General features: G+C 66.2%; 22 protein-coding genes and 2 tRNA genes. 9 read left to right on the forward strand and 15 right to left on the reverse strand.

Annotated elements, in window-relative coordinates:
- Positions 1-60: 60 nt before the first annotated feature.
- Positions 61-1,362: a nitrate/sulfonate/bicarbonate ABC transporter ATP-binding protein gene (locus tag VAE54_RS01110; RefSeq protein ID WP_322800082.1), complete on the reverse strand. Its 1,302-nt coding sequence runs from the start codon at positions 1,360-1,362 to the stop codon at positions 61-63.
- A 222-nt stretch (positions 1,363-1,584) separates the two neighbouring features.
- Between VAE54_RS01110 and VAE54_RS01115 the strand changes: the two genes are divergently transcribed.
- Positions 1,585-1,659, forward strand: a tRNA-Pro gene (locus VAE54_RS01115).
- Between the two features lie 124 nt (positions 1,660-1,783).
- Here VAE54_RS01115 and VAE54_RS01120 read toward each other — a convergent pair.
- The 5 genes from VAE54_RS01120 to trpS all read right to left on the reverse strand — a co-directional run bounded on the left by VAE54_RS01120 (position 1,784) and on the right by trpS (position 7,009).
- Positions 1,784-2,038: a hypothetical protein gene (locus VAE54_RS01120; RefSeq protein ID WP_322800083.1), complete on the reverse strand. Its 255-nt coding sequence runs from the start codon at positions 2,036-2,038 to the stop codon at positions 1,784-1,786.
- A 20-nt stretch (positions 2,039-2,058) separates the two neighbouring features.
- Positions 2,059-2,310 (reverse strand): hypothetical protein, encoded by a 252-nt coding sequence (locus VAE54_RS01125; RefSeq protein WP_322800084.1) that lies wholly within the window; start codon positions 2,308-2,310, stop codon positions 2,059-2,061.
- Between the two features lie 354 nt (positions 2,311-2,664).
- Positions 2,665-3,687, reverse strand: coding sequence for a D-2-hydroxyacid dehydrogenase (locus VAE54_RS01130; RefSeq protein ID WP_322800085.1), 1,023 nt, complete (start codon positions 3,685-3,687; stop codon positions 2,665-2,667).
- Positions 3,688-4,492: 805 nt separating this feature from the next.
- Positions 4,493-5,866 (reverse strand): TrpB-like pyridoxal phosphate-dependent enzyme, encoded by a 1,374-nt coding sequence (locus VAE54_RS01135; protein WP_322800086.1) that lies wholly within the window; start codon positions 5,864-5,866, stop codon positions 4,493-4,495.
- A gap of 102 nt (positions 5,867-5,968) precedes the next feature.
- The gene (gene trpS, locus VAE54_RS01140) at positions 5,969-7,009 is read right to left on the reverse strand and encodes a tryptophan--tRNA ligase (RefSeq protein ID WP_322800087.1); all 1,041 of its coding nucleotides are present in this window, start codon (positions 7,007-7,009) and stop codon (positions 5,969-5,971) included.
- A 623-nt stretch (positions 7,010-7,632) separates the two neighbouring features.
- Here trpS and VAE54_RS01145 point away from each other — a divergent pair.
- On the forward strand, positions 7,633-8,313 hold the full coding sequence (locus VAE54_RS01145) for an A24 family peptidase (protein ID WP_322800088.1): 681 nt from the start codon (positions 7,633-7,635) through the stop codon (positions 8,311-8,313).
- Positions 8,314-8,330: 17 nt separating this feature from the next.
- Here the strand turns inward: VAE54_RS01145 and VAE54_RS01150 are convergent, their stop codons facing one another.
- The 3 genes from VAE54_RS01150 to VAE54_RS01160 all read right to left on the reverse strand — a co-directional run bounded on the left by VAE54_RS01150 (position 8,331) and on the right by VAE54_RS01160 (position 11,635).
- A complete protein-coding gene (locus tag VAE54_RS01150) occupies positions 8,331-8,915 on the reverse strand; it encodes a HEAT repeat domain-containing protein (RefSeq protein WP_322800089.1) in 585 nt (194 codons plus the stop codon).
- A 27-nt stretch (positions 8,916-8,942) separates the two neighbouring features.
- Positions 8,943-9,188, reverse strand: coding sequence for a Trm112 family protein (locus VAE54_RS01155; RefSeq protein ID WP_322800090.1), 246 nt, complete (start codon positions 9,186-9,188; stop codon positions 8,943-8,945).
- A 95-nt stretch (positions 9,189-9,283) separates the two neighbouring features.
- Positions 9,284-11,635 carry an endonuclease MutS2 gene (locus tag VAE54_RS01160; protein WP_322800091.1) on the reverse strand — a complete coding sequence of 784 codons (2,352 nt, stop codon included), beginning with the start codon at positions 11,633-11,635 and terminating at the stop codon, positions 9,284-9,286.
- A gap of 128 nt (positions 11,636-11,763) precedes the next feature.
- Here VAE54_RS01160 and hpt point away from each other — a divergent pair, with 128 nt between their 5' ends.
- Positions 11,764-12,297, forward strand: a complete 534-nt coding sequence (hpt, locus tag VAE54_RS01165; protein WP_322800092.1) for a hypoxanthine phosphoribosyltransferase — start codon at positions 11,764-11,766, stop codon at positions 12,295-12,297.
- Between the two features lie 36 nt (positions 12,298-12,333).
- Here hpt and VAE54_RS01170 read toward each other — a convergent pair whose 3' ends face one another.
- The 6 genes from VAE54_RS01170 to VAE54_RS01195 form a co-directional block, all read right to left on the reverse strand.
- Complete coding sequence (locus VAE54_RS01170; RefSeq protein WP_322800093.1) at positions 12,334-13,002, reverse strand: HAD family hydrolase; 669 nt, start codon at positions 13,000-13,002, stop codon at positions 12,334-12,336.
- A gap of 90 nt (positions 13,003-13,092) precedes the next feature.
- Positions 13,093-14,244, reverse strand: a complete 1,152-nt coding sequence (nagA, locus tag VAE54_RS01175) for an N-acetylglucosamine-6-phosphate deacetylase (protein WP_322800094.1) — start codon at positions 14,242-14,244, stop codon at positions 13,093-13,095.
- Positions 14,241-14,579: a non-heme iron oxygenase ferredoxin subunit gene (locus VAE54_RS01180; protein WP_322800095.1), complete on the reverse strand. Its 339-nt coding sequence runs from the start codon at positions 14,577-14,579 to the stop codon at positions 14,241-14,243. The genes nagA and VAE54_RS01180 overlap by 4 nt, the downstream gene beginning before the upstream one ends.
- A 75-nt stretch (positions 14,580-14,654) precedes the next feature.
- Complete coding sequence (yqeB, locus tag VAE54_RS01185; RefSeq protein ID WP_322800096.1) at positions 14,655-15,494, reverse strand: selenium-dependent molybdenum cofactor biosynthesis protein YqeB; 840 nt, start codon at positions 15,492-15,494, stop codon at positions 14,655-14,657.
- Between the two features lie 45 nt (positions 15,495-15,539).
- A complete protein-coding gene (locus VAE54_RS01190) occupies positions 15,540-16,409 on the reverse strand; it encodes an alpha/beta hydrolase (RefSeq protein WP_322800097.1) in 870 nt (289 codons plus the stop codon).
- Positions 16,410-16,468: 59 nt separating this feature from the next.
- A complete protein-coding gene (locus tag VAE54_RS01195; RefSeq protein WP_322800098.1) occupies positions 16,469-17,125 on the reverse strand; it encodes a metal-dependent transcriptional regulator in 657 nt (218 codons plus the stop codon).
- A 146-nt stretch (positions 17,126-17,271) separates the two neighbouring features.
- Between VAE54_RS01195 and VAE54_RS01200 the strand changes: the two genes are divergently transcribed.
- The 6 genes from VAE54_RS01200 to pyk all read left to right on the forward strand — a co-directional run bounded on the left by VAE54_RS01200 (position 17,272) and on the right by pyk (position 23,971).
- Positions 17,272-18,432: a CPBP family intramembrane glutamic endopeptidase gene (locus VAE54_RS01200; RefSeq protein WP_322800099.1), complete on the forward strand. Its 1,161-nt coding sequence runs from the start codon at positions 17,272-17,274 to the stop codon at positions 18,430-18,432.
- Between the two features lie 117 nt (positions 18,433-18,549).
- Positions 18,550-18,622, forward strand: a tRNA-Thr gene (locus tag VAE54_RS01205).
- A gap of 149 nt (positions 18,623-18,771) precedes the next feature.
- On the forward strand, positions 18,772-19,731 hold the full coding sequence (locus VAE54_RS01210; RefSeq protein WP_322800100.1) for a hypothetical protein: 960 nt from the start codon (positions 18,772-18,774) through the stop codon (positions 19,729-19,731).
- Between the two features lie 192 nt (positions 19,732-19,923).
- Positions 19,924-21,171, forward strand: coding sequence for a beta-ketoacyl-ACP synthase II (gene fabF, locus VAE54_RS01215; protein ID WP_322800101.1), 1,248 nt, complete (start codon positions 19,924-19,926; stop codon positions 21,169-21,171).
- Positions 21,172-21,277: 106 nt separating this feature from the next.
- Positions 21,278-22,411, forward strand: a complete 1,134-nt coding sequence (locus VAE54_RS01220; RefSeq protein ID WP_322800102.1) for a beta-ketoacyl-ACP synthase III — start codon at positions 21,278-21,280, stop codon at positions 22,409-22,411.
- 129 nt (positions 22,412-22,540) lie between these two features.
- The gene (gene pyk / locus VAE54_RS01225) at positions 22,541-23,971 is read left to right on the forward strand and encodes a pyruvate kinase (RefSeq protein ID WP_322800103.1); all 1,431 of its coding nucleotides are present in this window, start codon (positions 22,541-22,543) and stop codon (positions 23,969-23,971) included.
- Positions 23,972-24,019 lie beyond the last annotated feature (48 nt).

The raw sequence follows: 24,019 nt of genomic DNA on the forward strand, positions 1-24,019 counted from the left end.
CAAGGGGGACCGTCCTTTGAAGCCCTCGATGGGAGAGCAGCGGCCTCATGCCCTGCCTTCTCACTCGATCGCCGGCGCCGGGACCTCCTCCAGGAACAGCTCATCGGAATCCTCGTCGTAGGCGAAGAGCTCCGCGTAGCGGCCCCAGTGAATGGCGATCTCCAGCTGCCGCTCCGCTTCCTCCGGAGTGAAATCCAGCTGGAGCTGCTCGCGGAAGTAATCCGCGCTCACCCGGCCATCATCATCCGAATGGAGGGTTTCATAGATCCAGCGGATGATCGGAAGGCGAAGGATGCGCCCGGCCACGATCTCCTTACGGGCCAGGATGCTGGCTTCGGCGAAGGCTTCCCCCAGGGGCGTGAGGATAATGTCGCCCTCCGCCACCTTCACGAACCCCAGCAGCTCAGCCGCTTCCACGATCGTCAGCAGATCATCCAGCTCGTAACGCAGCTCCTCCGCCAGGCGGTAGAGATCCGCCCATCCCCCTTCCTCCAGGAGCTTCTCGGTCAACCCCGCCACCGCATTGATGCGCGCCTCCGGCATCCGATACGCCCGGCCTGGCTCCCCTGGTCGCTTCCCGGGCACCTGTTCCTCCGTCTGCCCGGCGATCATTGCGTACACCCGATCGACCATAGACTGAAAGTACCCATCCTTGCGACGACGAGGGTGGGGCAGCCGAACCTCCAGCTCGGCGATCACCCGGCCGGGGTCTTTATCCATCAGGATGAGGCGGTCGGCCATCCAGACTGCTTCCTCGATGTTGTGGGTGACCAGGAGGATGGCCTGGATCGGCAGACGTTTGGAGAGCCAGAGTTCCATGAGCTCGCCCCGCAGGGCTTCTGCGGACAGCACATCCAAGGCGGAGAACGGCTCATCCATGCACAACAGCTCCGGCTCGGCCGCCAGGGCCCGGGCGAAGCCCACCTTCTGGCGCATCCCACCGGAGAGCTCCCGGGGATAGGCATGCTCGAAGCCATCCAGGCCCACCAGGTCGATCAGCTGAAGGGCCCGCTCCCGACGCTGCGCCGGAGGCACCCCGCGGGCCTTCAGGGCCAGCTCCACATTGCCCAGAACCGTCAGCCAGGGATAGAGGGCAAAGGTCTGGAACACAATGGTCGCATAGGGATTGACTCCCCGCAGCGGCTGTCCCCGGTAGCGGATCTCCCCCTCGCTGGGCTGGGCCAGGCCCGTGATCATCCGCAGCAGGGTGGATTTCCCACATCCAGAGGGGCCCAACAGGGCCACAAACTCGCCCGGGCGGATCTCAAACGAAACCCGCTCCACCGCCACGACCTGTCGCGGCGGCCGCCCGTAGATCTTGGAGACGTTGCGCACTTCCACCAGCGGCCCGGTCCAGCCCATCGAAGACCTCCTGCCGGATTTTCCATCCCCTCGCCCTCCAGAACGGCAAAGCCCAGGAGGTGAACCCCCTCCTTCATTTTAAACCCACCCGCCCGTGCCCTTCCGGATGGCGAACGCAGGAAAGAACGGAAGTCCAACACGCTATCCGATGGAGGGACTCCGGGGTTAGGGGCCACCTATCCTTGCCAGGAAAATCCGAGGGAGATATAATCTGCATCGGGACGGGGCGTGGCGCAGCCAGGTTAGCGCGCGTGGATCGGGACCACGAGGTCGGCGGTTCAAATCCGCCCGCCCCGACAGCGCCGGCGGAAGGAGCGCTTTCCTTCCGCCGGCTTTTGTTTTCATGGCTTACGCCCCTGGATTCCAGGAAGACCCGCGGGCCTTCCCCCGATGGCTCCCTCTTTAGCCCCTTTTGTGGAATTCACCGACCCGTCTTCCCACGGCGCTCCAGCGCGCGCAGCGCCAGCCACGCGCCCACCAGCACGCCGAAAGCCAGATAGAGCCACGGGCTTTCTAAAAACGGCAGCCGGCTCGCTGGGGTCCCGGAGGCGGCCGGGGAAGGCGCGCCCACTGCCGGAATGAACACCTGATAGGGAGAGGGAACCGGAGTGGGGGGAGGCGAGGCCGCCGCCTCTAACCCGCTAACCATCCGGAAGATCAGATCGTCGAGCAACACGCTGCGTTCTCCCGGGGAAATCAACGCCATACAAAGCGAGGCAGGCGCTCGATCTCTTCGCGGCGAACCCGCAGGCGGATCCCATCGCCATCCACGCCCTCCATATAGGCGATCGGGATGCTGATCTCCTGATAAAGGATCACCGGCTCCCGCCAGACCAGATGGGTGGGACGCCCGGTTTCCGGATCCACCAGCACCTCGGCCACGGTGCCGAGCACGCCATCCGGACAGATCAGCGATTTCCCGGCGAGCTCATGAGCGGCTTCGGTCATGCCTGAACCTCCCGGCTTCGCTGTTCGCCCGCAGGGAAGCAGCGGGCCACCACCCACCCCCTCGCCGCCTCCCATCTCGGGCAATCGCATGTTAACGCCGCTCCAGGCCCGCCTTCGTGGCCGTTCGGTGAAGGTCCCGTGAGGCTTTCGTGAACGATCCTCCCCCAGTTACCCCTATATGTAGGGGATCATAAATTATAATCCTCCACATATAGGGGGTTCGGCGACCTGGAACCATGAAGGCGAGCGAGGCGACCCAAAGGTGGCCATACCCGCCTCTGGAGATCCCCCGCCGTGGCCTGAACAGATCCTGGAGAGGAGCGTGGCGTCTGGAGATCGAGGGATCCCTCAACGCTAATATCCCCGCATCTTATCCACCACATTCCATAGCGGTTCGCCTCGCATATAACGATCCAGGTTTTCCTCGAAGATCTGCGCGGCCCGGGTATCATAATGGGGTGTGAACCCCGCCACGTGGGGGCTGATCAACACGTTGGGCAAGCGCCAGAGCGGGTGCTCAGGAGGAAGGGGTTCCTGCTCGAACACATCCAGCGCGGCACCGGCGATCCACCCCTCCTGGAGCGCCCGCACCAGCGCCGCTTCCTGGCAGATCGGGCCGCGGGCGATGTTGACCAGAAAGGCATTGCGCTTCATCGCCCGGAAGGCCGCCTCATCGAACATCCCCCGGGTCTCCGGCGTCAGGGGGACGGCGATCACCACCACATCGCTCTCGGCCAGCAATGCATGGAGCTCGGCGGGCATGTAATAGCGATCCGGCAGGATCCCTTCCGGATCCCCGGTCCCGGGGAAGACGAACCCCCGGTCCCGTCGCTCTTCTCCCCGTTGCATGGCCAGCACCCGCATGCCAAATGCCTTCGCCAGGCGTGCCACCTGGCGCCCGATGCTGCCGTAGCCCACGATGCCGATGGTCTTTCCCCAAAGTTCCTCGGGAACGAACAGGGGCCAGCGCTCCCGATCGGGAGGCCACTCGGCGCGGGCCTGCCACTCCAGCATCCGAGGGACCCGATGGAACCATGCCAGCACCATGGCGAAGACATACTCCGCCATATTGATGGCGTGCACCCCGCTGGCCGTGGTGAACAGCACATCGCTTCGAAAGAGCGGATGCTCCAGCACGTGATCCGCGCCGGCGGAATGCAATTGCACCCATCGCAGACGGGGCACCCATTCCGGCATGGGAAGCGTGTTGAACGTGTAGAGGACCTCAACCTCCCGCCAGATCTCCCGAGGGATCCTCTCCGGATGCCGCGTTGGGTGGAGCTCGAATCGCAGCATCGGCCAGCGGGCCTGCCAACGGGCTACCCACTCCGGATCGAATCGGGCGGTGATCAGAACCCGACGCGGTTCCCCCTCCATGGCGTGCGCTCCTGACAGGGGCTTCCGGGGCGGATAGAACGCTGCGCCCCAAAAGGATTTTCTTCACCCTCCTCCCGTAACACCCAGGGCTATGGGGAAGAGCGATTCGGCCTCCCCATGGAGGCTCGGGAGAGGCCAGCTGTATAACTCCTTGTGTCGTTAGCATTATAAATCATAGTCATCGCAGGCTCTGTGGATTGTGGAGATTTCCGCGGCATGCCCCAATGCGAGACCGAAATATGCAGGGGCCTGAAGGATCCTTCGCCAGATCTGGGCAAGGCCCCTGAGGATCCTCCGACCTGGATAACGGGCAGGCTGTGGAAAATCTGTTTAATAGGGGAGGATGTGGAAAACTCATGGAAACTGTGGAAAACTCTTCCGCCCCCATATCTGGCGGATTGGACCGATTACCGGTGTAGAAGGCTGTGGAAAGTGGGAAAAGCGGGTCTCTCCTGGGGACAAGTTATCCCCAGTCTGACCTTCTTTTCCACAGGTTTCACGCCGGTTTTCCCCAGTTCCAGGCCAGGGGATCCTGCGGGGAGGGGCCTATATCCTCGGTCCATAACTGGATGCCCTCCCAGATATGGGGGAGCCTTTCGGGTTTTCCACAGGCCGTGGAAATCGAGGCGCTCCGGTTTCACGCGGGCTGGTCTATCGGGTTCTGTCGGAGAAGCGCATGGTCCATCCGCTTCCCGGTTCCGCTGGGGGATTTTCTCCGGAGGGGATGGAGCAGCCGGGCGGGCCGATTCCAGCGGCCCGCCCGGCGATTCAAGGCCCTGTCTAAGATCCCCTGTGGGTGCCGATCTCAGGCCGCAACGCCGACCGATGGGAGAGAGGCCAGTGCACGGGCCACCTCCTCAGCGGGGTATTCGTAATCCGCGAGCTCCCCCCGCAGATACTGATCGTAAGCTGCTAAGTCGAAGTGTCCGTGTCCGCTCAGGTTGAACAGGATCACACGGGCCATGCCTTCCTCCCGCGCCCGCAGGGCCTCGTCGATCACCGCCCGGATGGCGTGGGCGGACTCAGGGGCAGGGATGATCCCTTCAGCCCGGGCGAAGAGCACGGCGGCCTCGAAGACTTTCGTCTGAGGATACGCCACGGCTTCCAGATGGCCTTTCTCATACAGGGCGCAGAGGATAGGGGCCATGCCGTGGTAGCGGAGCCCTCCGGCGTGGATGGGGGCCGGCGTGAAGGTATGGCCCAGCGTATACATCTTGAGCAGAGGGGTGGTGCGCACCGTATCCCCGTAATCGTAGGCATAGACGCCTTTGGTCAGGCTGGGAGCCGCTGTGGGCTCGACCGCGATAAAGCGCGTGGGTCGCCCCTCCACGAGCCGGTCCCGCATGAACGGCAGCGCCAGCCCGGCGAAGTTGCTCCCCCCGCCCACGCAGCCGATCACCAGATCCGGGTATTCCCCGGCCAGCTCCATCTGCTTCTTCGCCTCCAGGCCGATCACGGTCTGATGCAGCAGAACGTGGTTGAGGACGCTGCCCAGGCTATACTTCAGGCGCCCGCCGCTGGTGGCCGCGGCCTCCACCGCCTCGCTGATGGCGATCCCCAGGGAGCCGGGGGAATCGGGGTTTTCGGCCAGCACCTTGCGCCCGGCGGCGGTCTCGGGGCTGGGGCTGGGGATCACCCGGGCGCCGAAGGTTTCCATCAGGATGCGGCGATAGGGTTTCTGCTGGTAACTGATCTTGACCATGAAGACGGTGCATTCCAGGTCGAAGAAACGGCAGGCCATGGCCAGGGCGCTGCCCCACTGGCCGGCGCCGGTCTCCGTGGTCAGGCCCCGCACACCCTCCTGTTTGTTGTAGAACGCCTGGGCCAGGGCGGTGTTGAGCTTGTGGCTCCCGGCCGGGCTCACCCCTTCATATTTGTAATAGATGTGGGCCGGAGTATCCAGCATGCGCTCCAGCCGGCGCGCCCGGATCAGCGGGGTGGGCCGGTAAAGCCGGTAGATCTCCCGGACGGGCTCCGGGATCTCGATCTCCCGCTCCCGGCTGACCTCTTGCTGGATCAGGGCCATCGGGAAAAGGGGGGCCAGATCCTCCGGCCCGATCGGCCGGCCGGTGGCCGGATGGAGCACCGGCGGCAGCTCAAAGGGGAGATCCGCCAGGATGTTGTAATAGGCCTTCGGGATGTCCTCCTCGGAAAGCAGGAATCGAGTTCGATCGCCCATGGGTGATCCCTCCTGGGACAGGGTGGACGGCCAGCACGTGCGAGAGATCTTCTCCGGGGCCGGGACAGCCCCCTTCGATGGGCCGCTCCAGCCCCCAGCTCCTCACAGATAGCGGGCTTTCAGCTCCGCGAGGTGGCGGGCGCTGAGACCCATCGCCTCCCGGGCCTCCGCCAGGGTGGCCTGGGAGATCGGGCGGACCTTTGCCGCACCGGCGGCCAGGATTTCATCGATGAGATGGGGCCGCGCCGCGTAATACGCCCGCCGCTCCCGGATCGGCGTCAGGAACCGCTCCAGGGCCGCAATCAACCGTTTCTTGACCTCCACGTCTCCGACTTTCCCCTGCCGGTAGCGAGCTTTCAGCTCCTCCACCTCCGCTTTATCATCATTGAAGGCCTCATGGTAGCGGAAGACCACATTGTGGGGCGCATCGGGGTCCGCCGGGATATCCGGCCGGATCCGGGTGGGATCCGTGAACATCTGCATCACCTTGCGGGCGACCTCCTCCGGCGGGTCGCTGAGGAAGATCGCATTGCCCAGGGATTTGCTCATCTTGGCCCGCCCGTCGATCCCCGGGAGGGTGGGCACATCTCCGATCAGCGCCTCCGGCTCGGGGAAGACCTCCCCATAGAGGCTGTTGAACCGGCGGGCGATCTCCCGGCAGAGCTCAATGTGGGACTCCTGGTCTTTCCCCACCGGGACGATCTCCGCTTTAACGTGGAGGATGTCCGCCGCCTGGAGGATGGGGTAGAGCATAAGCCCCATGGAGGGGTTCTCGATCTTCTGGTCCCGGATCATATCCTTCAGGGTGGGGATGCGTTCGACGCGGGGCAGGGTGACCAGCATGGAAAACAACAGTGCCAGCTCGCAGACCTCTGGCACATCGGACTGGACGTAGATGGTGGTTTTCTCCGGATCGATGCCCACCGCCAGGTAATCCAGCACGATCTCCCGGATGTATTCACGGGCGGCCAGGATGTCCGCCTTCTCCGGCTTGGTGGTGAGGGCGTGGTAATCCGCGATCAGGAGGAAGACCTCATACTCATCCTGCAATCGCACCCGGTTGGCCAGCGTCCCCACATAGTGGCCCAGGTGCAATGGGCCCGTTGGGCGATCGCCTGTCAGCACGCGCTTCTTTTTCGCCATCGCGACCTCCTGATTGAAATGGGAAAAGCGTGAATCCGCTTTCCGGAACAGGAGCCCAGCGACGGGTGTCCTGTCCCCGAAAGCCCCTCAGGATAAAGAAAGCCCGCACCCTCCGGGTGAATAAAACAGGGCCCGCCCCGCAAAGGGACGGGCCCTGGGGTTGCCCGCGGTGCCACCCTTTTTGAGCGCAGCCTCTCCGGAGAGAGGCCGGCCCCCCTCATTGTCGCAGGCGCCGCCCGGTCAGACCGGGCGAAGCCCTCAGCCGATAACGGTGGCGTCTCCGGCCGCGCCTACTGCGGAAGAAAGCCTTCCGGTTCGGGCGGCAGCTCCGGGGCCCATTCAGGATCCAGGATCCGCATCGGGCTCCCACCTGAACCCCGACTCTCTGGGCGGCGCTGGATCCTTACTCTTCCCCCTCATCGCTTTTCGAGCGATTCTTTTGACTAATAATTTAACAGCCTTTGCATGGGGTGTCAAATCCTTTATCCGTTCTCCCCCGGGGCCCACTGATGGCATAATGAGGGAGTTCGGGTCCGGGGGATCATCCCTCGGATGCCGATAGGACAGGCCGCTTCACGGCCGACCCGTCCCTTCCAGATCCTTGCCTGGAGCCTGGAGGTCGGATGATCGAAGCTTTTCTCTTCGGATGGATCGGATGGCCCATCGGGATGCTGGTCAACGGCCTGGCGAATGCCCTGCCGCGTCGCCGGGTGGTTCCGTTGTGGGAGGATGGCGGGGGCCTTCCCTCCGCCTGGATCCGGGCGGTTCGAACGGGGGCTTTCTCCCGTCGGCGGGATCTGATCGTGGAGCTGGGGGTGCCGATCCTCTGGGGGCTAACGGCCGCCCGTTTCGGGCTCTCCACCCGGGCGGGGCTGGTCGCTCTGTATCTGACGGTTCTGGTTCTGGTCACGGTCACCGACCTGGAGCACCGACGGATCTACGATGCGGTGATGCTTCCGGCCATCGCCCTGGCGGCCATCCTAGCACCGGTTTCCCCGTGGCTGGGGGCGGGCCCCGTGGGGGCGTGGCTCGTGGGCCTGGGGGCCTTCGTTTTCTTTTTCTTGATGGCCCTGCTCACCCGCGGGGGGATCGGGGGCGGGGATGCCACGCTGGCCGCCTTCATCGGGCTGACCACCGGGTTCCCCCAGGGCCTCCAGGCGCTGGCTTACGGGATCCTCATCGCTGGGGGGGTGAGCCTTTTCCTCCTGCTGACCCGGCGGGCCACGCTGAAGACCGCTATCCCTTACGGTCCCTTCCTGGCCCTGGGCGGGGCGATGGGCTTGCTGGGGTTGACGACCCAGTGAAAATAGCCATCGCTTTCTTAGGTGAACCATACCCACGATGCTCCCGAGAGCCGATCCAGCCCGGCCTCCGCGAAGTGGCGGACCAGGAGGCTGGGGTCTTCCAGGGCGGCTGCGAGGGCCGGGATGCTCCGGGGCGAGGCGATGCGGGCCAGCGCCCGGGCGGCCAGGACGCGGACCTGGGGATGAGGGTGGCGAAGGCCATCGATCAACGCGTCCAGCGCCGCCTCGCCGTAGCGGGCAAGGGCCTCCGCGGCCACCCATGCCACCCAGGGCTGATCCTCCAGACGCCGCTGCAGGGCGGAGATCACGGCATCCCGGTGGTCGGCCGCTGGATGGATCCCCAGCGCCCAGGCGGCCGCTGCGCGAACCTCCGGCTCCGGATCTTCCAGGGCGCGCAGCAGGGAGGAAAGGCTCTCCGCATCCCGCGCCTCCCCCAGGATCCGGCAGGCCCATGCCCGCAGATCAGGATCGGAGTCCTGAAGCAGCGCCTGGGCCAGTGCGCGCAGGCGCTCTGGATCTTCCCGCAGATCCGAGATGCGGAGCTCGGCCTGCTCGGGATCTCCCCGCAATATGCGTTGCCACTCCTCTGCGTTCATGACCATGGTGCCGGATCTAAATCATGAGATCGATCACGCGGCCGGCGGGGGAACGGGAAGGGCGTCCACGGGGGTATCGCGCCACTTGTCCCCTTCCTCAATGAGCATCACCGGGATGCCATCGCGGATCGGGTACTTGCGCCCGCAATCCGGCTCCGTGCACACCAGCCACACTTCTTTCACCAGCTCCAGCCGGCCGGGATCCGGCCCCTCTTTGCGGGTCGGTCCGGAAACGCAATGGGGACAGCGCAGGATCTCCAGCAGCTCTGGACTGATCATGGTCGAACCTCCTCGCAGGATCTATGTTCTATATACTGCTCTCTCGGAGCATCCGCAGGGCGTTCTGGCGGATGTTCGATGGGAGAGAGGTCCCGTCACCTTGCGAATCGCACCACGGTCGCCCCATCATCCGGTGTGGGCTCCATGTGCTCCACATGCGGATGGGTTTTCAGCCGTTCCCGCACTGCGCGGCGCAGGGCGCCGGTGCCTTTGCCGTGGATGATCCGTACGAAGGGCATGCCGGCGAGGAAGGCTTCGTCCAGAAACTTCTCCAGGACGGGCAGCGCCTCCTCCACGCGCATCCCGCGCAGATCGAGATCGAGGGGGACCTGGGGCAGCCGAACCGCCGTAACGGGGGCCGGGGAGGAAGGCGCAGGCTGGGGCCGCTCCCGTCGTTCCAGATCCGTTAGGGCCATCCGCAGCCGCCACCGGCCGACCTGCACGTCTGCCTCTTCCCCTTCCAGGCTCAGGATCTCCCCCTCCATCTGAAGGGGGCGCACCCAGACCCGGTCGCCCACCGCGAAAGCGGGCTCCGCGGGGGTCTCCACGGATGGCGCGGCCCGGGCCAGCGTTTCCCGCATGCGGGCCTGCAGGGCCTCCAGGCGGCGTCGGGCCGCTTCCACCTCTGCCTGATGGATCGCCCGCAGCTGACGACGGATCCGTTCGATCTCCTCCCGGGCTTCCTGGACCAGCGCGGTGATCTGCTCTCGGGCCTCTTGAAGCATCCGTTCCCGTTCTGATTCGATCTGGGCCAGGCGGGCTCGCCATTCTTCCTCCAGAGCGCGGGCGGCGGCGCGGGCCTGTGCGGCTTCCATATGGGCCCGGGCGGCTTCCTCGCGAAGCCGCTCCACCTCGGCAAGCATGGTCTCCAGACGCAGGGCCTGGGGCGACACATACTGCTGGGCCCGGGCGATCAGAGCCTCTGGCATCCCCAGCCGTCGGGCGATCAGGAAGGCATTGGATCGGCCCGGCAGACCGATGCGAAGCCGGTAGGTCGGGGCCAGGGTCTCCGGGTCGAATTCCATGCTGGCGTTGATGGCGCCCGGGGTGGTCTGGGCCCACAGCTTCAGCTCCGGGAAATGGGTGGCCACCAGCGTGGTCGTCTTCCGGGCATGGAAGTGCTCCAGGATCGCCCGGGCCAGCGCGGCACCCTCCACCGGGTCCGTCCCTGCCCCCAGCTCGTCCAGAAGGACCAGGGAGCGGGCGGTGGCGGACTCCAGGAAGCTCAGGATGTTCAGGAGATGGGCGGAGAACGTCGAAAGGTTCTGTTCGATGCTCTGCTCATCGCCGATATCGGCGTAGATCCCATCGAACACGGGCAGGCGGGAGCCCGCAGCGGCCGGGATATGCAGGCCGCTCTGGGCCATGAGGGCCAGCAGGCCCACCGTCTTGAGGGTGACGGTCTTCCCTCCCGTATTGGGCCCCGTGAGGACCAGGATGAATGTGGAAGGATCCGGGGTGACATCGATGGGCACCACCCGCTGCGGGTCCAGGAGAGGATGGCGGGCCTGGCGCAGCCAGAGGGGCGAGACGGTGCGCCGCTCCGGGGGCTCTTCCGGCCACCGGACGATCTCCGGGCGCTCGGCCTGGATAGCGAGGGCATAGCGGGCTTTGGCCAGCGTTAGGTCCAGATCCGCCAGGGCTTCCAGGGTGCGTCCGATCCCCTCCGCCTGCGCGCCGATGGCGGCGCTCAGAGATGCCAGGATGCGGGCCACTTCTTTCTCTTCCTGCACCTGGAGGGCCCGAAGCCGGTTCCCCATTTCCACGATGGGCAGCGGTTCGATGAACAACGTGGCTCCACTGGCGGAGCTGTCGTGGACCAGGCCGGGGATTTTCCCTTTGTGTTCGGCTTTGACCGGGATCACGAAGCGGCCGCCCCGCATGGTGATCAGGGGCTCCTGGAGATAGGGTGCGTAGCGGGGATCGGTGAGATAGCGCTGCAGCCGGGCCTGGATCTCATGGGTCAGGTGGCGGATCTCCGCCCGGAGGGCGCGGAGGGTGGGGCTGGCCTCGTCTTTCACCTCGCCCGTCTCGTCCAGGCAACGCTCGATCTCGGCTTCCAGATCGGGGAACTCCTGCATGCGTTCGGCATGCCGGGCCAGATGGGGCAACCCCTCGGCCCGCCGGAGCAGCAAGCGTCGGATCCGCCGGGCGATCCTCAAGGTGTCCCGCACGGCGAGCAGATCGGCGGGCAGAAGGGAGACTCCGTGCTGGGCGGCCTGGAGCAACGGGCGGAGATCCCGCACCCCGCCCAGATCCAGGCTGGGCTCCAGGGCGAGCAGGCGGCGGGCCTCCTCCGTCTCCGCCAGTCGGGCCTGGACCTCCGCCGGATCCGTGGAGGGGCGCAAGGCCCGGGCTTTCTCGGCGCCCCAGGCAAAGGCGGTAAAGGCCGCCAGCCGCTCCAGGATCTTCGGCCATTCCAGCGTGATCAGGTCGTGCTCGCGCACGGGATCTTCCTGTCCGGGGATTCTCCCATGATCATACCCCGGATTGCTCGCTCCGGCGTTCCAGGGCCTGGCGGGACACGGCTCAGATATAATCAGGGCGGCGGAACTCGAGGAGGGAGGTTTCCGGTATGCGGCCCCATCGGATCGAGCGGCTGATCAGCGCGGAGGAGCTGGCGGAACGGGTGCGGGATCTCGCCGCCCAGATCTCCGCGGATTATCAGGGGCGGGAGCTGCTTCTGGTGGGCGTCCTGAAAGGCGCCTTCGTCTTCTGTGCCGATCTCCTCCGGCATCTGGAGGGTGTGCGGGCCCAAGTGGACTTCATCGCCTGTTCCAGCTATGGCATCGCTACGGAGACCTCCGGGGTGGTCCGGATCCTGAAGGATCTCAACGCCCCGGTGACCGATCGGGAGGTGCTGCTGGTGGAGGATATCGTGGACACCGGGTTGACGCTGCAGTATCTGCAATCTCACCTGCGGCAACAGAGCCCCCGCAGTCTGCGCACGGCCGTGCTGCTGGACAAGCCGTATCGTCGTCAGGTGCCGGTGCAGGTGGACTATCGGGGCTTTGAGATCCCCGATCTGTTTGTCGTGGGTTACGGCATCGACTGGGCCGAGCACTATCGTCATCTCCCTTACATCGGGGCCGTGCGCTTTCTGGATTAGGTCCTGCCGGGGATTTCTTTCGGATACCGAAGCGTATTAACGGACCCCGACCTCATCCAGGTGACGCAACAAATCCGCCGGGTCCTCATACACCCGATAGGCGCCCGCCCGCTCCAGCTCTTCCCGCCCGTAGCCACCGGACAGCAGGCCGACGCCCAGGGCGCCGGCTCGTCGGGCGGCGAGCAGATCCCACACGCTGTCGCCCACCACCACGCACTCCTGAATCGGGAGCCCCAGGCGCTCTGCGGCCGTCAGGAACAGATCGGGATCCGGCTTGGCATACCGCACGTCATCCCGCGTCACGACCGGAACGTGGGGATCCAGATCCAGCAGGCTCAGGATCGGCTGGGCGACCTCCCGACGTCCGCTGGTGGCGATGGCCCAGGGCACACCCGCCTCCCTCAAGGTCTGAAGGAGATCCCGGGCGCCGGGGAGGGGGCGCACCTGGGGAAGCATACGGGCGAAAGCTTCGGCGTGGCGCTGCTGGATCCGGGCGATCTCCTCTGGGGTGACCTCCCGTCCGGTCTCCCGGAGCAGGGCGCGGAGCAGCAACCCACCGCTCATCCCGATGCGCCGGTGGATCCGCCAGACCGAGAGGGAGATCCCCACCGCCTCCAGCGCCTCGCGCCATGCCAGCACATGCTGATAGACGCTATCCACCAGCGTGCCATCCAGATCGAACAGAAACCCCGGACCTCGAGGCATCCTCGAACCTCCCGAGCGGCTGGCTTCCCGTGGGTCAGGCGGGTTGCCATTCTGGAGCCGAAGAGCCTTGTAGGGAAGGCGGGTCTCCCTTCATATGATCCGCTCCCCGTGGATCCAGACGGCCTCCGGGGTTCCCCAGCGGGCCCACAGGACCACGTCGGCGAGTGCTCCCGGGCGCAGCTGCCCCATCCGGCGCAGCCCCAGGGCGCGGGCGGGGGTGAGGGTGGCGCTCCGGACGGCGTCCAGGGGGTCGATGCCGGCTTCCTCGATCAGCACCCGCAGGCCCTCGTTCATCAGGGCGATCGATCCCGCCAGCGCCCCCTCCGGGGTCTGGCAGCGCCCGTTGGCCACGATCACCTCATAGCCCAGCCAGGTGTAACGGCCCGGCGGCAGCCCAGCCATCGGCGCGGCGTCGCTGATCAGGGCCACGCCGGCGGAGCCCTTGATCCGGAACAGCAGCCGTATGGCCGCCGGGTGGACGTGCTGCCCGTCTGCGATCAGCTGGAGGATCACCTCCCGCTCCAGCAGGGCGGCGGTGAACAGCCCGGGTTCCCGGTGATGGAAGGGGCGCATGGCGTTGAAGAAATGGGTGATCTGGCGAGCCCCGCGCCGGATGGCCTCCATCGCCTGATCATAGGTGGCGTCGCTGTGCCCGATCACGGGGATGATCCCCTGGGCGATCAGCGTCGGGATGGCCTGCATCGCCTCCCCTTCCTCCGGCGCGAAGGTCCATAACCGGATGCCTCCAGCGGCGGCCTCCTGATAGCGGGCGACGGCCTCCGGGGTCAGGGGGCGAAACCATGCGGGGTTCGCCATCCCTGGCCGTTTCGGGGAAAGGTGAGGGCCCTCAATATGGATCCCCAGGATCCGAGCCCCCGGCGGGGGGGTCTCCATAACCTGCGCCATTGCCTGCAGGCGCTTCAGGATTTCCTCTTCCGGCATGGTCAGGGTGGTGGGGACGAACGCGGTCACGCCGTAACGCGGAAGGCGTCGGGCCGCTTCCGCTAGCTCAGGGCCGAAGAGATCGCAGCCCTCCAGGCCGTGGATGTGGAGGTCGATCAGCCCGGGGGTGACGGGGCGTCCCTGCGCATCGATCCGTTCCGCCGGACGGGGCGGGCGGATCTCCCGGGTGGGGCCCAGGGCGAGGATGCGGCCCCCGGCGAACACCACGGCTCCGTCCTCGATCCGTCGGGTGGGAGTGTAGATCTCTGCATGGAGGATGGCAACAGGGCGCGAGGTCATCCGCTCCCTCCCGAAGAACATCCGCCCTCGGGTTCCAGGTTCACCCAAACCCGGTCACCCGCTACCCGGACTTCGTAAACCGGGATGGGGACCACGGCCGGCAGCCGGAGCACCCGGCCCGTTCGGATGTCGAAACGGGCTCCGTGACGCGGGCACTGGATCACATAGCCTTCCAGCTTCCCTTCCGCCAGCGGGCCGCCGTCGTGGGTGCAGACATCCCCGAAGGCGAACACCTGATCCCCGACCCGGGTCAGCGCAATCGCCCGGCCCTCAACCTGGAAGACTTTCGCAGATCCCACCGGGATCTCCTCGAGCGTCGCGACCGGAATCCACAAGGAAGCACCTCCGATCATGGACTCTGGGTCTGGGGCATCCCCTTCCGGGTGAGGAGCCCATAGAGTGTCCGCCGGTTACCATGGGAGCCACCCGCGCTCGTGCAGGCATTTCAGCACAGCCTCCAGAACCCCCCCGCCGACCGCCCATGATTTATCTGAAACCGTGAAGCAGTGGCGGGTTTCCGCCCGGGGATCCACATCGCCTACTTTCAGGCCGGGGGTCACCTCCAGCCCGTCGAACAGGATCCCCCGGAGCACCCCCGCGATCGCCGTCCGGACCGGGGTTTCATCCACATATGCGACGATCTCCCCCGCCTCCACCCGGTCGCCGATGCGCCGGATCCCCCGGAAGCGCCCGGCGCATGGCGCCCGCAGCACCCGCAACACATCGTGCCCGCCGATCGTCCCCGGGATGCCCGTGTCGGGCAGGGCGCTCCCTGTGTAGTAGACCCGCCCCAGGTCATGGCCCCGGGCGGTCTCGACCACGGCATGGCAATCCACCCCGGCTGTGAAGCCCGGCCCCAGGGCCACCACCACCGGCGCGTCCGCGATCGAGGTCCCGGTGTTGCGCTTGGCCATGATCGCATCCACCACGACCTCCGGTCGCAATTGCCGGATGCTCTCCCCGCCCGGGTCCACCAGCACCGGGATCTCTCCCCGCGCCCAGAGGGCCGGGAACTCCGCGGGATCCGTCACCCGGCGAGCGGTATGGCCTTCGATGGTGATCGCGCCTTCATAAATGGCACTGGCCACCGCCACAGCCCGTCGGATCGCCAGGGGCTGGGGGAGCTCGGTGACCCAGACGCGGAACCCCGCTCGATGGAGCCGCAGGATGGCTCCCGTCCCCAGATCGCCTCCGCCTTTCACCGCCACCCGGATCATCACGGCCTTCGGTTTCGCGTCGAAGGGTTCCATCCTTACTATCTCCGCTACGGGCTCCCCGGCGCGAGCGGAGACGGATCAGGCGTGAAGATGTGCGTGAAACCACTCCGCCACCAGCGGGACCGTGGTCTCCAGGTATTCCAGGGGGAGCATATGGCCGGCCCCGGGCACGATGATCAGATCGTTCCGGCTGCGAAGCCGCGCCGCAAACGCCCGATGAGCATCCGCGGGAAGGATCCGGTCATGCTCGCCGACCAGTATACGCACCGGCTTCGTCATCGCCTCAACGGGCGGCTTGTCCGAGGGCTCCAGAAACATGGAGATCCATGCCTTGAGACGATAGCTCCACACGCAGAGGGGATCCCGAAGCCATCGACGCTGGTTCTCCGGCTTTTCAAAAACATGGGAAGGCTCCAGGAAGGCGCGCACCGGGATGGGGAGCTCGCCCAGGATCGGCTGGAGAGGCCGTGCCGCCCGCGCGAGGGGAACCAGGAGGAAATGCCGGCGCAGATACAGGACGGGGCGGATGTCCTGCAGATCCAGCACATTGTGGCAGACCGCCGCGTGGATCCGGGGATCCTCCATCGCCGCGTAGAAGGCCAGGATGCCGCCCATGCTGGATCCGGTGATCCCGATCCGGTCGTGGTAAGCCCCCAGGGCGAAGTCCACGGCCCGGCGGATGTTCCGGATCGCTTCGGCATATGTAAAGCGCCCCCGCGCGCCGCCGCTCCGCCCATGCCCCTGGAGGTCGAGGGCGAGGACGTTGAGACCGGCCTCCGCCAGGGCCTGGAGGTAGTTCGCGCCCGGGATCATGTCGCTGTAAAAGCCGGCATGAGCGGTCATGCCGTGGATGAAAATCGCCACTGGGGCCTGGGGGGAGTGTTCATAAACCGAGAGATGAAGCGGAAGACCGTGATCCTCGATCAACAGGGTGCGGGCTGTCGTCATCGCCGCCCTCGTGGATCGGGATTGGGAGCGAGGGTTTCGTCTCCGCCCTGGGGCTTCCTTCAGGATGGCACTGCGGGCGATTCGGTTTCCAGAACCACCCGGATGTGATGGGCCAGCTCCAGGCCGATGATCACATCGTGCTGGGCCAGGCGGAGGCGAAGCGGCCCGTTGAACGGTGCGCGGGCGATCAGTTCGAAGGCGGTGCCCGGCACCAGGCCCAGGGATCCCAGATATCGGAGCTGTTCCGGATCCTCCGTCTTCACTCGGGTGATCTGTCCCCGCGCGCCGATCCAGACTTCGCTCAACGGGATGTCGGAAAGCGGCGGCATCTGCCCATCCGGCGTAGGGATCGGATCCCCGTGAGGGCAATGGGTCGGGCGCCCGGCGACCTCATACATCCGTTCACAGAGCGCCTCGTCGATCACCGGGTCCAATCGGTCGGCCAGGGCATGGACTTCCTCCCAGCCGATGCCCAGCACGCGGGTCAGGAAGGCTTCCAGGATGCGATGCTGGCGGATGCCCCGGAGGGCTTCCCGTTCCCCGGCTTTCGTCAGAAGGATCCCATGACGGGTCCGCTGGATCAACCCGTGGGACTCCAGGCGGTTCAGCATGCGGACCACCGCGGGGATGGTGACGTCCAGGCGTCGAGCCAGCGCAGCGGCCCGCACAGGTCCCCCCTCGCCCATGCGATAGATCTCCGCCAGATAGGCCCGCATCCCCGGGCTGAGGGATCGGCTGAGGTGCTCTTGCCGGTTCAGTGGTTCCTCCTGTCTTTCCGATCCGTTTTGTTTAAAAGTGTAACATAAACGAAACGGGGGTTCAATGGGTTTGGAGAACCCCGGTTGGGGGGAGGACACGGCGGATGGAGACCCGAGCGAACACCTGGGCGAAGGCCGCCGCGCTTTCCACAGCGATCCGGCGGGAGTGGCCTGGCCTGGGGCTGTGGATCGCGGCGGTCCTCGGTTTTGGGGGCTTCGCCCTCCAGCGAGAGCGGATGGCCCTTGCTCTTCCGGCGATCGGCTTCTTCGCCGCTCTGATGGCTGGCTACCTGGGAAGCGCCTGGCTCCCGGGGGATCCCGTGCGCCGCTGGATGGGGGCCGATATCCGTCGGATCTACGGGATCCCGTTCGCCCTGTGGTTCGGCGGCGGCCTGCTGCGCATCCTTCAGGGAGCGCCCCTGGATCCCGGCGCGCTGCTTCTGGATCTGGGGATCTTCCTCATCCCCACGGTGATGGTCATCCATAACCGCGCCTCGTGGAGGGCGATCGATGGCCTGGTGGTCGCTGGGGTGCTGGCGTTCCTGCTGATCCCCGGCCCGCCTCCCCCGGATCCCGTGGGATGGGCGTTCCGGATCGGTGCGGCCCTCTGGCCGCTTCCCTTTGTGCTCGGATGGCCGGCGGGGACCCGGGGGCGATCCCATCTGCTCTTCTTCGGCGCGGTTCTCTTTATGTGGTATGCGGTGGAATTCCGGCGGCTTCCAGAGAGCCCATGGATTGCCGGGGGACCATCGTATGAGCAGCTCGCCGTTATCCCCCTGTTCCTGTGGTTGCTGATCCTGGCCGGGCGATTCCCGGATCTGGGGTTCACCTTTCGATGGACGTGGGGGGATCTGAGGGTGATCGCGCTGAATCTCATCGGTTTCGCGGCCTTCGCGCTGCCCTTCGGGCGGCTCACGGGCTTCATCGCGCCGGCGGCCGCGCCCCCTGGTTTCCCGGAGGCCCTGATCCGCCTGCTGGCGATTTATCTGTTCATCGGGCTCCCAGAGGAGATCCTGTTTCGGGGGACCCTGCACGTGCACCTGCAGCGAACGCTGGGGTGGCCTCCGTTGCGCACCCTGATCCTCTCCTCCATCCTTTTCGGCCTGGCCCACCTGAACAATCCCCCGAAGGTCGGCCTCTATGTGATCCTGGCCACCGTGGCGGGGTTCTTCTACGGGCGGACCTACTTGCAAACGGGGAAGGTCACCGCGGCGGCCATCGTGCATGCGATGGTGGATTGGATCTGGACGGTGTTCTTCCAGTGATCCGGGGCGCTTTTTCGTTCCTGCGGATTTCAGGGGGAGGGGTCATCCTGCTTCCGGGAAGCCGACCGGTTGCCCGCCTCTGGCTTCTCCGGTATAATAGTTTTGCTCATTCGGGATGCCACCTTAGCTCAGCCGGAAGAGCACCCGCCTCGTAAGCGGGGGGTCGCGGGTTCGAATCCCGCAGGTGGCTCTCCACAATGTGCTCCCCTCACACGGGGGGATCTCTCGTTTGAGGGGCCCTCTATTTCACCGACCGTGTCGATCGCTCCTTCGGGTTCGGAACCCTCGGCTGCTCCCCGTCTGGGAGCTTCCTGGATCCGGCTTCCAGCGAGAGGATGGATGTTTCTAGCCAGCCGATGGGGGATAGGGATCCCCGCACTGCTGCTGAGCCTCGGGCTGCTCTGGATGACGGTGGCCCCTCAGGCGCCCTCCCCCCATGATCCGGCTTATGGGCTGTGGGTCGCTCGCGCCCGTCTGCGCTTCGGCCCGCTCTTTGATCCCCTGGAGCGCCTGGGCCTGTGGTCCCTCACGGAGACGCCGGGCTGGCGGCTGCTCTGGGCCGTCCTGGGTTGGAGCTTCCTGGTCCACGCGCTGGAGGCGGCCCGGGCCCGGCGATCGCTGATGGCCTGCAGCTTCGCCCTCCTGGTTCTCGCCATCGGGGTGGGAGGCCTGGGGCGTTACCTGCCCCCGCCTCTATCCCTAACGCTGGCCCCTGGAGAGGGGCAGCGCGTGGGGGACTTTCGACTGGTCCTGGAGGAGAACGGCCTCTCCCTTTGGCGCCAGGGGGATCTGATCGGGCGCACGATGTTCCGCTGGGGCTTCCCCTTCCTCCTGGGGCCGTATGGGGGGATCGCCGGGCGCAGCCGTTCGGTGCTGGAGGTGGAGGCCGCAGGCCCTTCGGGCCCGCTGCCTCTGCGCGCGGCGCTGGATGCTCCGCTCGCCCCTCGGGTCTTGTTGTATCCCTCCCTGGAGGGGGAAGCCTTTGCCGCTATCCCGGAGGCCCGCCGGATCCTTCGGGTTCAGGAGGGGCGATGGCTGACGGTTTTTGAGGAAGGAACGGGAGCGGTGGTCTGGCAGGAAGAGCTGCCCCGGCTGGCGGACGGCGAGACGATCGAGCGAGCCCTCCCGGGGGGCTATGTCCTGCGCTTCACCGCGCGTCCTGTATATCGGTTCCTCCTTTTTCCCATGCCCGCCTTCCTCCAGCGCCTCCTCAGCGTGGGAATGGCCTTCCTGGGTCTGGGGATCGGCGGAGCGGCTCAGCTTCGCGCGGCGATGAGCCGTTCCCCCAGGACCGTCTGAGGCCCTCTTCGGGCCGCCGTTCCCGCCCTTCATTCTCCTGCCGGTAACCGTTCGTGGTTCTGAGGCCTGCTGTGTAACGGGAAGATCCTTCCGGTGTTTTTCCTAAAATAGAAACAGTGCGGATGGCTTTCGGATTCCAGCCCGGGATGAGGGGAGAGCGGAACCTCTCGTATCGATGGGGAGGCGACCGAGATGGCGCGGGTCGTGATTACCGGGATGGGGGCGATCACGCCCCTGGGGAACGATGTGGAAACCTTCTGGCGGAACGTGGTGGCCGGGCGGTCTGGGGTCGGGCCGATCACCCTTTTCGATGCCTCGTCGTTGAAGACCCGGATCGCGGCGGAGGTCCGGGATTTCGATCCCGAGGCGTGGTTTGGGCGTAAGGAAGCGCGCCGGATGGATCGATATGCCCAGTTTGCCCTCGCAGCGGCGCAGCAGGCGCTTCAGGACGCCCGGCTGGACCCGGCCCATGTAGATCGGGAGCGAGTGGGGGTGATCCTGGGAACCGGGATCGGGGGGATCGGCGCGCTGGTCCAGGGCGTGGAAACCCTGATGACCCGCGGCCCGGATCGGATCAGCCCCTTCATGGTGCCGATGATGCTGGCGGATACCGCGCCGGGCCTGATCGCCATCGCGTATGGGTTCCGAGGTCCCAATATGGCGGTGGTCACCGCATGCGCCAGCGGGACCAACGCCATTGGGGAGGCGATGCATCTGATCCGGCGGGGGGATGCGGATGTAGTCCTTGCGGGCGGCGCGGAGGCGGGGATCCTGCCGATCTCGGTGGCCGCCTTCAATGTGATGGGGGCCATCTCCACACGGAATGAGGAGCCGGAGCGGGCCTCCCGCCCCTTCGATCGGACCCGGGACGGTTTCGTGATGGGGGAGGGGGCGGGGATCCTGGTGCTGGAGCGGCTGGAGCATGCCCGGGCGCGGGGCGCGCGGATCTATGCGGAGGTCGTGGGGTATGGCACCTCGGCGGATGCTTATCACATCACAGCGCCGCTGGAGAACGGGGAGGGGGCAGCGCTGGCCATGCGCCGGGCCCTGGCCGACGCGGGTCTCTCGCCGCGGGATGTGGACTATATCAACGCCCACGGCACCAGCACGCCCCTCAATGATAAAAGCGAGACCCAGGCCATCAAGGCGGTGTTTGGGGAAGCCGCCTATGATGTGCCCATCTCCTCCACGAAGTCCATGATCGGGCATTTGCTGGGCGCCGCGGGGGCCGTCGAGGCCATCGTCTGCATCCGGGCCATCACGGATGGGATCATTCCCCCCACGATCAACTATGAGCATCCCGATCCCGAGTGCGATCTGGATTACGTGCCGAACGTCGCGCGCCGCAAGCCGGTGCGGGTGGCCATGTCCAACTCCTTCGGCTTCGGCGGCCACAACGCCTGTGTGATCTTCCGCCGTTACGAGGACGGCGCCTCCTGAGGTCGGATTTTCCCATGAGGCTCTGGGGAGGGATCTTCATGCGCTCCCGATTCGAGCCGATCGCATGCGTCCTGGGGAGGAAACGATCGGTTAGTGGAGGCTGTGGATGACGCGATATGCGCATATCGTGGGCTGGGGAATGGCGGTCCCTCAGCGGGTGGTGACCAACCACGAGCTGGCGCAGTTCGTGGAAACATCGGATGAGTGGATCGTCACGCGCACCGGGATCCGGGAGCGGCGGGTGGCGGGCCCTCAGGAGAGCACGGCCACGCTCTCCATTGCCGCGGCGGAGGAAGCCCTCGCTGTCGCTGGGATCCCTCCTCGCGAGGTGGATCTGATCCTGGTGGCGACAGTGACTCCCGAACACCTCTTCCCCTCCACGGCCTGTCTGGTCCAGGATGCCCTCGGGGCCTCCCGGGCCGGGGCGTTCGATCTGCTTGCGGGATGTTCCGGCTTCATTTATGGGCTTCATATGGCCGCGGCGGCGATCCGCGCGGGCACCCATGAGGTGGCCTTAGTGATCGGGGCGGAGACCCTTTCGCGCATTGTGAACTGGCGCGATCGCAACACCTGCGTTCTGTTCGGGGATGGGGCCGGCGCGGTGGTGCTGAAGGGAAGCGATGCGCCCGGCGGGGTGCTCGCCTCGCTGATCCGGGCCGATGGATCGGGAGGGGAGTTGCTGATCCTGCCGGCAGGCGGCAGCCGGTTGCCCATTTCAGAGGCAGTTGTCCGGGATGGGTGCCACTTCGTCCGGATGAACGGCCGCGAGGTCTTCCGGTTCGCCACGCGGGTGATGGAGAAAGCGACCCGGGAGGTGGTGGCCCAGGCAGGCCTGCGCCTGGAGGATGTGGATCTGATCATCCCGCATCAAGCGAACATCCGGATCATCGAAGCGGCGGCAAAGGGATTGGGGCTGCCGATGGATCGCTTCTTTGTGAACATTGATCGGTATGGGAACACTTCCTCAGCCAGCATCCCCATCGCGCTGTGCGAGGCCGTTCAGCAGGGGCGTCTGAGGCCCGGAGATCGGATGGTGATGGTCGCTTTCGGGGCCGGCCTGACATGGGCGGCGGCCTTGGTTCAGTGGGGCGCCCCGCTGGCCCGCCCGCGACCGCTCTGGCTGGAGCGGTTGGCCCGGCTCACCCTTTACGTTCCTGCGCAGCTCCACTCGCGCCTCATGCGTCTCTGGAGGCGGTTCGATGCATGGCTGAGCCGGATCCTCCGACAGGAAGGAGAGTGAGCGCCGGCGGAGGGCTCTCAAGACGTGGATTCCGGCCCGCCGCCCTTGGGAACAGGGGGAGAGGCGCTTGCGGACCCTTCCGGTTTGGATCTATGCTCCACTGGAGAACCCTTCGCTGAAGGCTTGTCTATGGATCCGCGACCGCGAACGAAGATCGTCTGCACCCTCGGCCCTTCCACCGATCACCCGGAGATCCTGCGGGCGATGATCCGGGCGGGGATGAGCGTGGCCCGGATCAACTTCTCTCATGGAGATCATGCGGCCCATGCCCGCCGAATGGCGATGGTCCGCCAGATCGCTCAGGAGGAGGGGGCCATTGTGGCCCTCCTGGGCGATCTTCAGGGCCCTCGCTGGCGGGTCGGTGTCATCGAGGGGGGATACATCTCCATCGCCCCAGGCCAGCGTATCACCCTTACTACCCGTCCGGTCCCGGGGAGCCCCCAGGAGGTTCACCTTCCCCACCCAGAGCTGGTCACCCTGGTCCGTCCCGGCCAGGTCCTGCTTCTGGATGATGGGTTGCTGGAGTTCCGGGTGGAGGAGGTTAACGGGACCGATGTGATCTGCCAGGTGGTGCGGGGAGGGACGCTGAGCTCCCACAAGGGGATCAACGCGCCGGGTCTTCCCCTGACCCTGCCCGCCCTCACGGAGAAAGATCGGCTGGATGTGCGGTTCGCGGTGGAGCAGGGGATGGATTATCTCGCCCTCTCCTTTGTGCGCACCGCCGATGATGTGCGCCAGCTCCGGGCGCTCCTGCAAGATCTCGGGGCGTCGATTCCCATCATCGCCAAGATCGAGAAGCGGGAGGCGCTGGAGAACTTCGAAGCCATCCTGGAGGCGGCGGACGCTGTGATGGTCGCCCGAGGGGACCTGGGGGTGGAGATCCCGCCGGAGGAGGTTCCGATTCATCAGAAGCGGATCATCCGGCTGTGCAACCGCGCGGGCAAGCCGGTGATCACCGCTACGCAAATGCTCAACTCCATGGTCAGCCACCCGCGTCCCACCCGCGCCGAGGCCAGCGACGTGGCCAACGCGATCCTGGACGGGACGGACGCGGTCATGTTGTCGGCGGAAACCGCGACGGGGACCTATCCGGTGGAGGCGGTGCAGATGATGGCCCGGATCGCGCGGATCGCCGAGGGGGCGCTTCCACACCGTCAGTGGCTGGACCTGATCGGGGGATCCGCGGAGGTGACGGAGGCCATCAGCCGGGCGACGGTGGAGATCGCCGAGCAGATCGGGGCCCGGGCGATTGTCACGTCCACGATGTCGGGTTACACGGCCCGGATGATCGCCCGGCATCGCCCGTCTGTTCCCATCCTGGCCGTCACCCCGGTCCCGGCGACCCTGCGACGGCTAACGCTGGTGTGGGGGGTGGAGCCGGTTCTGATGCCCTCGGTGCGCACTACCGATGAGATGCTGGGGGCGGCCAGCCAGGCGGCTCTGCAGCGCGGTCTGGCGCGACCTGGGGATCTCATCCTCATCACGGCCGGCGTCCCCTTCGGCCGCCCAGGCCATACGAACCTATTGAAGGTGCATCGGATCGAACCGGCTCCCGCGTAGCCCCCCATCCGTTTCGGCGCTTGGAGTCCCTCGGCTCGGGCACCCCCC

This window comes from Thermoflexus sp. (assembly GCF_034432235.1).
Classification (GTDB): Bacteria; Chloroflexota; Anaerolineae; order Thermoflexales; family Thermoflexaceae; genus Thermoflexus.

Excerpts from the sequence above, each read along its gene's own strand:
- fabF (WP_322800101.1), top strand. The coding sequence starts at position 19,924 with ATGGCGCGGGTCGTGATTACCGGGATGGGGGCGATCACGCCCCTGGGG.
- nagA (WP_322800094.1), bottom strand. The coding sequence starts at position 14,244 with ATGACCTCGCGCCCTGTTGCCATCCTCCATGCAGAGATCTACACTCCC.
- VAE54_RS01130 (WP_322800085.1), bottom strand. The coding sequence starts at position 3,687 with ATGGAGGGGGAACCGCGTCGGGTTCTGATCACCGCCCGATTCGATCCG.
- VAE54_RS01135 (WP_322800086.1), bottom strand. The coding sequence starts at position 5,866 with ATGGGCGATCGAACTCGATTCCTGCTTTCCGAGGAGGACATCCCGAAG.
- trpS (WP_322800087.1), bottom strand. The coding sequence starts at position 7,009 with ATGGCGAAAAAGAAGCGCGTGCTGACAGGCGATCGCCCAACGGGCCCA.
- VAE54_RS01210 (WP_322800100.1), top strand. The coding sequence starts at position 18,772 with ATGTTTCTAGCCAGCCGATGGGGGATAGGGATCCCCGCACTGCTGCTG.
- yqeB (WP_322800096.1), bottom strand. The coding sequence starts at position 15,494 with ATGGAACCCTTCGACGCGAAACCGAAGGCCGTGATGATCCGGGTGGCG.
- VAE54_RS01190 (WP_322800097.1), bottom strand. The coding sequence starts at position 16,409 with ATGACGACAGCCCGCACCCTGTTGATCGAGGATCACGGTCTTCCGCTT.
- VAE54_RS01125 (WP_322800084.1), bottom strand. The coding sequence starts at position 2,310 with ATGACCGAAGCCGCTCATGAGCTCGCCGGGAAATCGCTGATCTGTCCG.
- VAE54_RS01155 (WP_322800090.1), bottom strand. The coding sequence starts at position 9,188 with ATGATCAGTCCAGAGCTGCTGGAGATCCTGCGCTGTCCCCATTGCGTT.
- hpt (WP_322800092.1), top strand. The coding sequence starts at position 11,764 with ATGCGGCCCCATCGGATCGAGCGGCTGATCAGCGCGGAGGAGCTGGCG.
- pyk (WP_322800103.1), top strand. The coding sequence starts at position 22,541 with ATGGATCCGCGACCGCGAACGAAGATCGTCTGCACCCTCGGCCCTTCC.
- VAE54_RS01170 (WP_322800093.1), bottom strand. The coding sequence starts at position 13,002 with ATGCCTCGAGGTCCGGGGTTTCTGTTCGATCTGGATGGCACGCTGGTG.
- VAE54_RS01195 (WP_322800098.1), bottom strand. The coding sequence starts at position 17,125 with ATGCGGGCCTATCTGGCGGAGATCTATCGCATGGGCGAGGGGGGACCT.
- VAE54_RS01150 (WP_322800089.1), bottom strand. The coding sequence starts at position 8,915 with ATGGTCATGAACGCAGAGGAGTGGCAACGCATATTGCGGGGAGATCCC.
- VAE54_RS01200 (WP_322800099.1), top strand. The coding sequence starts at position 17,272 with ATGGAGACCCGAGCGAACACCTGGGCGAAGGCCGCCGCGCTTTCCACA.
- VAE54_RS01220 (WP_322800102.1), top strand. The coding sequence starts at position 21,278 with ATGACGCGATATGCGCATATCGTGGGCTGGGGAATGGCGGTCCCTCAG.
- VAE54_RS01145 (WP_322800088.1), top strand. The coding sequence starts at position 7,633 with ATGATCGAAGCTTTTCTCTTCGGATGGATCGGATGGCCCATCGGGATG.
- VAE54_RS01110 (WP_322800082.1), bottom strand. The coding sequence starts at position 1,362 with ATGGGCTGGACCGGGCCGCTGGTGGAAGTGCGCAACGTCTCCAAGATC.